We start from the raw sequence: 11322 nt of genomic DNA, 5'->3' as shown, positions 1-11322 counted from the left end.
GGGGGCACTCAAGGCGAGGAGCGTTCTGGACTTGTCAGGTTGTATTGGTTGATCAATTGGTACAACCTGGAGCGGGAGAGGCCAGAGACACGGCACGCCTCCCGGACATCCCCCCGGGTGAAGGCGAGCAGGTGTTTGAGGTATCGACATTCCGAAGCCGTCTTGTGGTCTTTCCACGAGGGCGGCGGGCCAGCAAGCGGCCGGGAATCGATGTCCGTGGCATGAGGAGCGGCGGCTGGCGCCATTGTCATGCTGGCGAGCGTCTTGCGTACGCGAAAATGCTCTGGCAGATGAAAGGCATACAAGGTGGGATAATGGAGGGCGTTGACGAACACCTGTTCGATGGTCTGTTGCAACTCCCTGACATTGCCGGGCCAATCGTGGGCCAGGAGATACTCGATGAGCTCGTCATCGATGCCTTTGCTGCTCACCTTGTGGAGCACGCACAGGCGCTTGAGAAAATGCAGGGTCAATTCGCGGATATCCTGTTTCCGCTCTCGCAGCGGCGGTAAGTGAAGGGCCAGCGAGCGCAAACGAAAAAGCAGATCCGCACGGAACGCCCCGTTGTCCACCGCAGAATCCAGATCGCGGTTGGTGGCCGCGATGAGGCGAAAGTTGCTGTATTCCTCCTTGGAATCGCCAACGGGTCGAAACCGATGCTCCTGCAGGACACGCAGGAAGGTTTTCTGGATTCTCAACGGCATTTCCCCGACCTCATCCAGAAACAGGGTGCCGCCGTGGGCCATTTTGACCAAGCCGCTCGTTGTCCGCTCCGCGCCGGTGAACGATCCCTTGACATGGCCGAACAAGGTGCTTTCAATCAGATTTTCCGGCAGGGCCGCGCAGTCGACCACAACAAAGGGATGCGAGGCCCTGGGCGAGTTGTCATGGATGGCCCGGGCAAAGACTTCCTTGCCGGTGCCCGTTTCTCCCGTGAGGAGCACGCTCGCATCACCGATCGCCGCCTTGGCGACGAAATCGAGACATCCCGTCAACGATGCACTGCTGCCGATGATGGCTTCTCTTTTGAGGGCAACGGGCAACACGCCAATTTTTTTCTTTTCGGCTCGAAACTGCAGGGCCCGGGTCACCGGCAAAAGCAGATCGCGGACCGCATGGGGTTTTTCCAGGTACCCCCATGCGCCGAATTGAATGGCTTTCTTGGCGCCATCCGGGTCACCGCTGCCGGTCATGATGATGATTTCCGGGGCTGAGGCGACCTCGGAGAACGCGGAAAAGAAATCCAGACTGTTGCCGTCCGGCAGTTGCACATCGAGAAGGATGAGATCGAAGTTGCCGGAGCGGGCCAATGCCAGTCCTTGCGCAACCGTCAGGGCAGGTTCGGTTTGATGGCCGGCCCGCTTGAGATGCTTTTCAATCAGTCCGTTGAGAATAAAATCGTCATCGACGATGAGAATCGTAGCCATGCCGCTGAATAGAGGTGAGTGAGCCATCGGGTTTTGGATATATTTTATATCACACTCCGAACCTGTTGCGGAATCTTTTGTCGGAGCTCATCGTCTTGCGGCTGTCTTTTTCCGTCCGGCCATGGCGTGCTGTCAATATAAAATTATATATATTTCAACTGGATGGATCACGTGTTTGGTGTGCATTCTCTTTCGCGTCATTTTTGCAATTGTAAATACTTCCCTTGAGTGGAATAAGAAGAAAGGTTCACCGCAGATCACGAGGGCGACGGCAAGCACGCCCACTCAGACTCGATGAACATTGTGGTATGTCGCGTTCCGCAGCATGCAATTGCAACCGATGGAGGACCAGCATGAGCCAGAGCATCATCTATGGAAAACATGGTTGACCCTACACCACCAGCGCCCGGGCGGCGCATCCCGATCATATCTATCATGACGTCAAGGCGGAACCTCGCCGCATGGAGGAAATGCTGCAACACAGCCTGGGGCAGCGCAGGGTGCCGGTGCTTGTCATCGACGGCAAGGTGACCGTGGGCTACGGTGGCTCCTGAGGCGTCTAGGGGGTTTGAAGTCCAATGGAACGAAAACGTACGCTAAGACCATCCGTCCAGTTCAGATGGCTGCTTTAACGGCCTGAGTTGGCCCTTCAGTACTTGTTCCGCCAAGGTAAACGAGTAATGGCCGAGCATATTCACATGTTTATGGCTGAGAGGGGATAATCTGGCTTCATCCTCTTCTTTCACATCCTTCCCCTGTTCTTTTAGATGATCAAGGGCGGCCTGCATATAAATTGTATTCCACAACACCAGAGCGTTGGTCACCAAGCCAAGCGTGCCAAGTTGATCTTCCTGACCTTCCCGGTACCGTTTGCGAATTTCGCCCCGCTGACCGTGACAAATAGCCCGTGCGACGGCATGACGGCCTTCGCCGCGATTCAACTGCGTCAGAATCCGGCGACGGTAGTCCTCATCATCCACGTAATTTAGCAGATACAAAGTTTTGTTGATCCGACCCGCTTCAATAATGGCTTGCGCCAGGCTGGAAGGACGATCACTTTTCAGTAGAGATCGGATCAACTCGGATGCCTGCACGGTACCAAGTTTGAGTGAACCGGCAATACGCATCATGTCGTCCCAATGCTGCTCGATCTTGTGTGTATTGACGCAACTACGTGCTAGGTCATCTAATACGCCATAGTCGGCATTCTTGTCCACGCGCCAGAATACGGATTCGCCAGCGTCAGCAAGGCGCGGTGAGAATTGATAACCAAGTAACCAGAACAAACCGAATACCATATCGCTTGCACCGGCGGTATCGGTCATAATTTCCACCGGGTTCAGACCGGTCTGCTGCTCCAGCAATCCCTCAAGCACAAAGATGGAATCGCGCAATGTTCCAGGGATAACAATACCATGAAACCCTGAGAATTGATCAGAGATAAAGTTGTACCAGGTAATGCCCCGGCTAGAGCCGAAGTATTTTCGATTTGGCCCGGCATTAATAGTGCGGACCGGTGTGACAAACCGCATTCCGTCGGCGGAAGCGACCTCGCCACCACCCCATTTCCTGGCTAGATATAAAGTAGATTGATAGTCCACCAGTTTGGCGTTTGCCTTTACCAATGTTTCGGCACGCAGGTAATTCTGTTTGACCCAGTTCAGACGGTGTCGAGTCAATGCGGGCACATGGTGCTTGATCAGTGGTTCCAACCCTATGTTGCAAGCCTCCGCCAATAGTACTGCGCAGATGCTGACAGTCAGGTCATCGACGCGAGCATTGGCTTCACTGACATGAGTAAATTCGTCAGCGAAGCCGGTGTGAGTATGGATTTCCAGTAGCAGCTCTGTAAGATCCACGTTGGGAACCAAGGCCTCAATTTGTTGTGAGAGGATAGTTAGGCTGGCGGGGTCATCCAATTTATCAAAGTGTGTAATCGTCAACGTTGGCCGTTTGCCGGACAGGTCGAGCTCAACCGCATTGTCATCAAATCTGCTGGCTACCTGTTTATACGTATCATCCAGTTGGCGCACCAGAGCATCAATGGCCTCTTGGGGATTCAGAGGATGACCAAGTGACCGACACACCTGAATTCGGTTAGCTTGCCATTCCTGGCCCTGTAGTAGTTTGGCACGTGGATCACCCCAACGATCACTATTTTCGACATAGACGTCCCGGCGGCGCAGGCTGTCTTGCAACTTATCAAGAAAACACAGCGTATAACCTCGTTTGGTTACTCTCCCTTCTTTATCAAACACCATGCGTTTCCAGGAATTAGAAACAATGTCCAGTGGGGCCTCATCCAATAACTGTTTGCGTGATTCCAATAACCCGGCCAAATACTGATGGGCTTCAAGAGTTGATTTCCCCGCAGGAGCTGCTTTAAATTTGATAACATGCAATAATCTCGGCAAGAAACGCCTGACCCGGCCATACTGCTCCACCATTTCATCTTGGAAGTTATCGTCGTAGGGCCGAGCCAGGTCATGGACAGTGGCAATGGATTCCGCCAGTCTTTCAGGTGGCATTTTGGCAAAGATAGTCGGCCTCAGCAGTTCATCCTGCATGCTTTCGTTGAGTATCAGAGCACAAACCTCTGCCAGCGCCAGCGCAGATTTATCTAAATCCTTCAATGTACGTAGCCGTTTCTTCTGGCCCAGCTTTTTAGCCTCACCGGCGATCTCGGTAATCAGTAAATCCAGCACGTCCAGGGCTTCATCGAAGGCGATGGTCACATACGCTCTGGCGAAGGCAACCAGAATAGCAGTACGCTTACTCTCCGGCATGCGAGCGATTTTGTGCATAGAGATCATACCAGCGTGACGGGCTATGTTCTTAAAGCGTACCGGCGGGATACCTGTGAAATCGAGCTCATGCATGCCGAAGGTCTTCAGCTCCTGATAACGGTCAACTGCCTCATTGAAGGCGGGACCACTGATTGTCACCGGCCCCTTGCGGAAGCGATCAAAACGAGAAGTTCTTGACCCTTCCGGGATCTGAAACAACGTCTCTAGCTTGGCAATTTGCGTTGGGGCAGGCAACGCCGATAATCGTTGCCATAAACGATTGGTAGCTCGTTCGCGCACCTCTGAAATCAAACGTGTCAATGTGGAAGCACCGGGCAGAAGGATCTTATTTTGAGTCAACCATCCAGTGGCCAGGTCAAACAGTAGGCTTGGTCTCTCGTTACTGATCCAACTGCGTGTATAGAGTAAGCGGTTCAGCCGGAACGACCAGGGCCATGTGAATTCTCGGTATTGATACTGATTGCGGATGAGAGCAGTATGCTCTCTTCGCGTGGTCTCCCTTTGAGCATATTTAGACAGTATCCCAACATCAGTGATATCAAGCTGTCGGGCAATGAACCATTGCGCGTTGACAGGTACCCGTGACAGGTCGAAGAGGAAGGTTCCTAGAAATCGAACACAGCCCACCTGTAAGGCGACACCAAAACGGTTTTGATCACCACGCCGGTTATTGATAAAAGCAAGGTCAGCTTCATCCAGGTGAAAATATCGGGCCAGCTGCACTTCGTTAGGTTCCCCAGAAAATTGGCCGTAGCAGGCTTTCTGTTCCGAGGTTAAAAAATCGACGGGCATGATTCCCTCCCCATCAAAACTGAACTTCGAGCAATTTTAATGTCTACTAATTTATAATTTTATGGACAGTATAAAATAACCAGATTAAACTGTCTATTAATTCGCAAACAAGATAGTTGATAGACATATTGTCCATGAATCGAATTAGGAGACGATTTTTACCATGCGACTCTTTGGGTATGCTCGCGTTTCAACCAGCCAACAATCTCTGGACCTCCAGGTGAAGGCACTCAAGAACGAAGGCGTTCGGGCAAACAGAATTTTTACCGATAAGATCTCCGGCAGTCACTTGGACCGAGAAGGTCTTCAAATGCTCCGGCTCAAAGTTGAGGAAGGAGATGTCATTTTGGTGAAGAAGCTTGACCGGCTTGGTCGTGACACGGCAGACATGATCCAACTTGTTAAAGAATTTGATGAAATGGGGGTTGCCATCAGGTTTCTGGATGACGGAATCAGCACGGAAGGGAGCATGGGTAAGATGGTGGTTACTATCCTGTCAGCTGTGGCCCAAGCGGAACGACAGCGGATACTTGAGCGTACCAACGAAGGACGGTTGGAAGCCAAGGCTAAGGGAATTAAATTTGGTCGCAAACCCTTTGTGGATAAAGAGAAGGTTCGGTCTCTTCGCGGACAAGGTATTGGTGCAACGGATATAGCCAGACAATTAAATATCGGCAGATCGACTGTTTATAAAATTCTAGAATCAAATCAATCATCGCGAATCTCACCAGTTGTCGAAAACGCCATGAATTCATGATCATTGATCTGTTCAGAATCAAACAAGATACCTCTCAATATATTCTTGAGCGATCCTGTCCGAGGGGAGGATTTTGTTTTTACCGCCTTGATGAGCCAAGTCCCCAAGACACCTATTTTGCGCTGGCCACCCTCGACCTTTTGCAGGTTCATTACGACATTAAACCAACCATTCGCTACCTTCAGGCCATTCAGCAGCCCGATGGCGGTTATGTTTCCCTGGCCCAGGCCTTTTTTGTGCTGTCGAGCCTGCACCTCTTGGAACGCCAGCCGCTTTTCGATCCTGCGGCCGGCGTTGACATCTTCACCATACAACTGGTCGATCTCGCTCTTCGGCCTGCCGACGCCTCTCCTTCCCTTTTTCATGCCATAGATCAGCTCGCCACGCTACGAGCAATTCTGGGTCTGGAATGGCAGTATACCCAGAGAACAGCTATTCTTCAGGTAATCGAGTCTTTTCACCACCAAACGAATGGCGGTTTCGGTATGGAGAGCAGTGCCACCTTGCCCGACACCTATCGCGTCACCCGCATCCTCAAACATCTCGACTCCACCGTGCCACTGGATACCCTTGTCCCCTTCCTCCGCGCCTGCGAACATCCCGTCTTTGGCTTTACCGGCAAGCCGGGAACCGCGCTCTTTTTTCTGGAATACCTGCATGCGGGCTTGGCTCTGTGTCGGGAACTTGCCTGCATTCCGACCTTTCCCGCTGCCTGCTTGTCAGCGCTTCTGCGGTGTCAAACCGACACCGGCGGCTTTGCCCGCGCCCATTTAGCCATAGCCTCTATGGATGATACCTACCGCGCTATCCACGGATTAACCCTTCTGGAACAGACGGGTACCTTGTAGCTATCTCGCAGCCTCAACCCTTATTATTTCTGTTGAATTGTAACGACCGTTACATTGTAATAAGCACGTGATAAGAAATCCCTGAAACTGATAACCCTATCTTGACGGTTAGGATCGATGTGTTTCTGTCCAACAGTGTGGATGCGATTGATCGGGTACTGTTCCATAAAAGGCTCGCAAAGCGAAAAAAGAATCTGAGACGCATGGAGACACAAAATTGGTTGTTGCTGACGTATAAAGTACCACCGGAGCCGGCAAAGAAGCGTATTTCCCTTTGGCGAAAGCTGAAAGGGATGGGAGCTGTTTATCTGCAGAACGGTGTTTGTTTACTCCCAAAAACCGATGACTACACCCGACGATTGAAGATACTGGAGAATGAGATCATTGAAATGGGTGGCGACGCAGTGATTCTGGAAGCTGTGGCCCTAGACAAGGCTCAGGAAAACAAAGTGGTAGCACGATTCAAGGCAGACCGTGACGAAGAATACAAAGAGTTCCTTGATAAATGTAAAGATTTCGAAGCAGAAATCGCCAAGGAAACCGCCGCCAGCCACTTTACCTACGCTGAGTTGGAAGAAAACGACGTCGACCTGAAAAAACTCCACTCCTGGCTGGAAAAAATCCGCAAGCTCGACTTCTACGGAACCAATCTCGCCGAAGAGGCCCAGAAACGGTTGGCAGACTGTGAATCCCTGCTGGATGCCTATGCGCAGCGGGTATTCGAAGTGCAGGATGAAAATCGTTAAGGCAATGTTTGGGGAAAACCATGCAAAAATCTATCGATACCCAGGATGCACCAACCGAATCTCAAGGTCAGCCGCAGGGCTGGCTTAATCGCACCGTAATAGGTGCTGGCATCACCAGTGCATTGGGTGATTTCTGCTATGAAACCACCACGGTCATCCTGCCGGGGTTCCTGGCGGTCCTTGGCCTGCCACCGGCTGTTCTGGGGACGATCGAGGGCATTGCCGATGCCGTGGCCAGCTTCACCAAGATGATCTCCGGCTTCATTGCCGACAAACTCGGGCACCGCAAGTTGCTAGTTGTGATTGGCTACGGCCTGACCCCGATTGGCCAGTTTCTGATCGCCTTGGCCGCCGGTTGGCCCCTTATCCTCTGGGGCAGGATCATCTCCTGGTTTGGCAAGGGATTGCGTGGCCCACTCCGCGATGCCATTGTCATGCAGGCGGTGCAGCCGGAAACCCGTGGTCGGGCTTTTGGTTTTCATCGGGCCACCGATACCATTGGCGCTGTGCTCGGTCCCCTGCTGGGCGTTGCTCTACTGGGATGGGTTCAAGGATGGAATGGGCATGACGGATCGTTTGCCTTCCGTGTTGTGTTGTGGCTCTCGGTTATCCCTGGTGTTCTGGCTGTAGTCGCATTTTTCACCCTGGTGCGAGATCCTGAACACTCTCCCAACCCGGCGTTGCGGTTTTTTCATACCCTGCGCGGGTTGCCGCTGCGGTTCAAGCGCTATTTAGCGGCGGTTGGTATTTTTGGTATCGGCGATTTTTCCCATAGCCTGCTGATCCTGGCGGCTACCCAACTGTTGACCGAAACTATGGGTGTGGTTCATGCGGCGCAGGTTGCTGGTCTTCTCTACGTTTGGCGCAATGTGGTCCAGGTAGTCGTCTCCTTTCCCATCGGTGTCCTTGCCGACCGTTTTGGCCACATGCCGACCCTGATCGCCGGATATGTGCTAGGTGTGCTCACTGCCATCTTGACTGCTGCCGCTTTTGCCCTTCGCATCGACAGTATCGTCTTCTTGGGAGTGATTTTCCTGGTTGCTGGTTTGTATATGGCGGTGCAGGAAGCTCTGGAATCGACGGTGACCGCCGAAATGGTCAGCCAGGAACTGCTCGCTACCGCAGTGGGTGCATTGGGCACAGTCAACGGCACTGCCAAATTTATCTCCAGCACCGTGGTCGGCGTCCTGTGGACGGCAATATCGCCGGTGTTCAGCTTTGGCCTGGCAGCTGTGCTGATGCTGGCCGGCACCCTTGTTTTACGACAGGCAGGCGGTGCACAACAATCATGAAGCAGGTGGCAACAACCTGCTCATTCACAACAAAAGGAGACAGGCATGTACTCTTCAGAAGTGGCACAGATGACCTGCGTGGCCAAAGGACCCAATCACGGTCCCGCGGCCATCCCCCAGGAAGGCCGATGGACCCAGGCCAAAGAGATTAAAGATATCGCCGGTCTGACCCACGGGGTCGGCTGGTGTGCCCCCCAGCAGGGCGCCTGCAAACTCACCCTCAACGTCAAGGAGGGCATTATCGAGGAGGCCCTGGTCGAGGTGATCGGCTGTTCGGGCATGACTCACTCGGCGGCCATGGCGGCCGAGATCCTGCCGGGCAAGACCATCCTCGAAGCTCTCAACACCGATCTGGTCTGCGATGCTATCAACACCGCCATGCGTGAACTCTTTCTCCAGATCGTCTATGGCCGCTCGCAGACAGCCTTTTCCGAGGGTGGCCTGCCCATCGGCGCCGGTCTGGAGGACCTGGGCAAGGGGCTGCGCAGCCAGGTGGGCACTATGTATGGCACCAAGGCCAAGGGGGTGCGCTACCTCGATATGGCTGAAGGATATGTGACCCGGCTCGGCCTCGATGCCAACGACGAAGTGATCGGCTATGAGTTTGTCCATCTCGGCAAGATGATGGAGATGATTCATCGGGGTACCGGCGCCGACGAAGCCCTCACCAGGGCCACCGGCAGCTACGGCCGCTTCTCCGAGGCGGTACGAACCATCAATCCCCGGCACGAATAAGGAGGCGGATCATGGTTTTTTTTGAAGGATATGAACGCAGAATTGAGAAGATCAACACGGTGCTAGCTCAATGGGGTATTGCCTCGCTGGAGGAGGCCAAAGCCATGAGCGTGGCCATAGGGGTCGATGTTCCAGCCATCGTCAAAAACATCCAGCCAATCTGTTTCGACAACGCCTGTTGGGCTTACACCCTAGGCGCGGCCATTGCCCTCAAAAAAGGGGAAAGCAAGGCGGTGGATATAGCCCGCACCCTGGGCGAGGGTTTGCAGGCCTTCTGTATCCCCGGCTCGGTGGCCGAGGATCGCAAGGTGGGCATCGGCCATGGCAATCTGGCCTCCATGCTCCTTTCCGAAGAAACCAAATGTTTTGCCTTCCTCGCTGGTCATGAATCTTTTGCCGCCGCCGAGGGCGCGATCGGTTTGGCCCGTTCGGCCAACAAGGCTCGCACTGAACCGCTGCGGGTGATCCTCAATGGTTTGGGTAAGGATGCGGCCCAGATCATCTCCCGGATCAACGGCTTCACCTATGTGCAGACCCAGTTCGATTACGCCGCTGACACCCTGAGCGTTGTCCGCGAGCTTGCCTATTCCACAGGCGAGCGAGGCAAGGTGCGCTGCTTTGGCGCTGATGATGTTCGTGAAGGGGTTGCCATCAACCACTTTGAAGGGGTGGATGTGTCCATCACCGGTAATTCGACCAATCCGACCCGCTTTCAGCATCCAGTGGCCGGGACGTACAAGAAAGAATGTCTTGAACAGGGCAAGAAGTATTTCTCCGTGGCTTCTGGCGGCGGCACCGGCCGCACCCTGCACCCCGACAACATGGCCGCCGGACCGGCTTCCTACGGAATGACCGATACTATGGGCAGAATGCATTCCGATGCGCAATTTGCCGGGTCATCCTCAGTTCCAGCTCATGTTGAAATGATGGGCTTCCTTGGCATGGGCAACAATCCCATGGTGGGCGCATCTGTTGCGGTTGCGGTTGCTATCGCTGGAGCCTGTTCGTAAAAAAATATTATGCTCAACTCAATACTTGCAATCAGTGTAGGCGCCTCAGTTGGAGCGGTGTTGCGGTGGCTGCTTGGTCGCACTCTGAACACTATTTTTCCCTTTGTTCCGCCAGGTACCCTAGCCGCCAATTTACTTGGCGGCTATTTGATCGGGGTGGCCTTGGCGGTCTTTGCGGCAGTGCCCCAGTTGTCTCCGGAATGGCGCTTGATGGTTATTACCGGTTTTCTTGGTGGACTGACCACGTTTTCCACCTTTTCCGCCGAAGTAACCACCTTGTTGCAACAAGGGCGTTTCCTTTGGGCCGGAATCGCGATTTCAATACATGTCATAGGGTCGCTCTCCATGACCATTTTGGGTATGGCAACGATTGCAGCCTTCAGAAGCTGAAAGAACGAGGCAAATATGCTTGGATATCAACTGACATTTTTTACGCAACAGGATCGAAATCATAAAGGCCGACCGGTAGCGAAATGGTTAGTGGAGGAGGCTAGATCAATAGGAATTGGCGGCGCAACGTTGACCCAGGCTGCCGAGGGGTACGGCCATGATCGAAAATTACGCTCTGTGCATTTTTTTGAGCTGACGGATCAACCCCTGCAAGTAACCATGGCGGTAAGCGAGGCGGATGCCGAACGGTTGTTTGCACGGATCAAGGAGGAAGACGTGAACGTTTTTTTTGTTAAAACGGCAATTGAATTTGGCATGACAGGAGACCTATAACTAGCAGGATAGAGTCAGTTTCTCGATTCAATTGCTGATTTTAGATATCGAAACATCTCCATTGAATTCTTAGCGTACGTTTTCGTTCCGTTGGACTTCATACCCCTCTAGCGGGTTCGGCGGTCGCCGAACAATCACTGTCTGACAGGATGGAGAACAAACCGGTTCGGGAACAGTCTGACAAC

At 53.1% G+C, this 11322-nt stretch carries 11 protein-coding genes; 9 read left to right on the top strand and 2 right to left on the bottom strand.

What is annotated here, in order from left to right; all coding sequences use genetic code 11:
- Positions 1-8: 8 nt before the first annotated feature.
- Positions 9-1427 (bottom strand): sigma-54-dependent transcriptional regulator, encoded by a 1419-nt coding sequence (locus DESPR_RS08425; protein WP_015724382.1) that lies wholly within the window; start codon positions 1425-1427, stop codon positions 9-11.
- Positions 1428-1780: 353 nt separating this feature from the next.
- Here DESPR_RS08425 and uxx1 point away from each other — a divergent pair, with 353 nt between their 5' ends.
- Positions 1781-1981, top strand: a complete 201-nt coding sequence (gene uxx1 / locus DESPR_RS18955) for a UXX-star selenoprotein family 1 (RefSeq protein WP_015724381.1) — start codon at positions 1781-1783, stop codon at positions 1979-1981.
- 42 nt (positions 1982-2023) lie between these two features.
- Here the strand turns inward: uxx1 and DESPR_RS08415 are convergent, their stop codons facing one another.
- Positions 2024-5026, bottom strand: a complete 3003-nt coding sequence (locus DESPR_RS08415; protein WP_015724380.1) for a Tn3 family transposase — start codon at positions 5024-5026, stop codon at positions 2024-2026.
- 163 nt (positions 5027-5189) lie between these two features.
- On the opposite strand from DESPR_RS08415, the gene DESPR_RS08410 reads away from it, so the two are divergent.
- From DESPR_RS08410 to DESPR_RS08375, 8 genes are all read left to right on the top strand, one after another.
- Positions 5190-5783, top strand: a complete 594-nt coding sequence (locus DESPR_RS08410; RefSeq protein WP_015724379.1) for a recombinase family protein — start codon at positions 5190-5192, stop codon at positions 5781-5783.
- Complete coding sequence (locus DESPR_RS08405; protein ID WP_015724378.1) at positions 5780-6631, top strand: prenyltransferase/squalene oxidase repeat-containing protein; 852 nt, start codon at positions 5780-5782, stop codon at positions 6629-6631. Before DESPR_RS08410 ends, DESPR_RS08405 begins: the two co-directional genes overlap by 4 nt.
- 203 nt (positions 6632-6834) lie before the next feature.
- The gene (locus tag DESPR_RS08400; RefSeq protein ID WP_043769873.1) at positions 6835-7377 is read left to right on the top strand and encodes a Chromate resistance protein ChrB; all 543 of its coding nucleotides are present in this window, start codon (positions 6835-6837) and stop codon (positions 7375-7377) included.
- A 20-nt stretch (positions 7378-7397) separates the two neighbouring features.
- A complete protein-coding gene (locus DESPR_RS08395; protein ID WP_015724376.1) occupies positions 7398-8669 on the top strand; it encodes an MFS transporter in 1272 nt (423 codons plus the stop codon).
- A 45-nt stretch (positions 8670-8714) separates the two neighbouring features.
- The gene (locus tag DESPR_RS08390) at positions 8715-9404 is read left to right on the top strand and encodes an iron-sulfur cluster assembly scaffold protein (protein ID WP_015724375.1); all 690 of its coding nucleotides are present in this window, start codon (positions 8715-8717) and stop codon (positions 9402-9404) included.
- Between the two features lie 11 nt (positions 9405-9415).
- A complete protein-coding gene (locus tag DESPR_RS08385; RefSeq protein ID WP_015724374.1) occupies positions 9416-10414 on the top strand; it encodes a GGGtGRT protein in 999 nt (332 codons plus the stop codon).
- A gap of 9 nt (positions 10415-10423) precedes the next feature.
- A complete protein-coding gene (gene crcB / locus DESPR_RS08380) occupies positions 10424-10804 on the top strand; it encodes a fluoride efflux transporter CrcB (RefSeq protein ID WP_015724373.1) in 381 nt (126 codons plus the stop codon).
- Positions 10805-10819: 15 nt separating this feature from the next.
- Positions 10820-11137 carry a DUF190 domain-containing protein gene (locus tag DESPR_RS08375; protein ID WP_015724372.1) on the top strand — a complete coding sequence of 106 codons (318 nt, stop codon included), beginning with the start codon at positions 10820-10822 and terminating at the stop codon, positions 11135-11137.
- Positions 11138-11322 lie beyond the last annotated feature (185 nt).

The sequence above is a fragment of the Desulfobulbus propionicus DSM 2032 genome (genome assembly GCF_000186885.1).
Taxonomy (GTDB): Bacteria; Desulfobacterota; Desulfobulbia; order Desulfobulbales; family Desulfobulbaceae; genus Desulfobulbus; species Desulfobulbus propionicus.
This window is presented reverse-complemented; position numbering and strand designations above follow the sequence as displayed.

Coding starts and splice junctions, on each gene's coding strand:
- DESPR_RS08425 (WP_015724382.1), bottom strand. CDS start 1,427: ATGGCTACGATTCTCATCGTCGATGACGATTTTATTCTCAACGGACTG.
- DESPR_RS08415 (WP_015724380.1), bottom strand. CDS start 5,026: ATGCCCGTCGATTTTTTAACCTCGGAACAGAAAGCCTGCTACGGCCAA.
- DESPR_RS08410 (WP_015724379.1), top strand. CDS start 5,190: ATGCGACTCTTTGGGTATGCTCGCGTTTCAACCAGCCAACAATCTCTG.
- DESPR_RS08405 (WP_015724378.1), top strand. CDS start 5,780: ATGATCATTGATCTGTTCAGAATCAAACAAGATACCTCTCAATATATT.
- DESPR_RS08400 (WP_043769873.1), top strand. CDS start 6,835: ATGGAGACACAAAATTGGTTGTTGCTGACGTATAAAGTACCACCGGAG.
- DESPR_RS08395 (WP_015724376.1), top strand. CDS start 7,398: ATGCAAAAATCTATCGATACCCAGGATGCACCAACCGAATCTCAAGGT.
- DESPR_RS08390 (WP_015724375.1), top strand. CDS start 8,715: ATGTACTCTTCAGAAGTGGCACAGATGACCTGCGTGGCCAAAGGACCC.
- DESPR_RS08385 (WP_015724374.1), top strand. CDS start 9,416: ATGGTTTTTTTTGAAGGATATGAACGCAGAATTGAGAAGATCAACACG.
- crcB (WP_015724373.1), top strand. CDS start 10,424: ATGCTCAACTCAATACTTGCAATCAGTGTAGGCGCCTCAGTTGGAGCG.
- DESPR_RS08375 (WP_015724372.1), top strand. CDS start 10,820: ATGCTTGGATATCAACTGACATTTTTTACGCAACAGGATCGAAATCAT.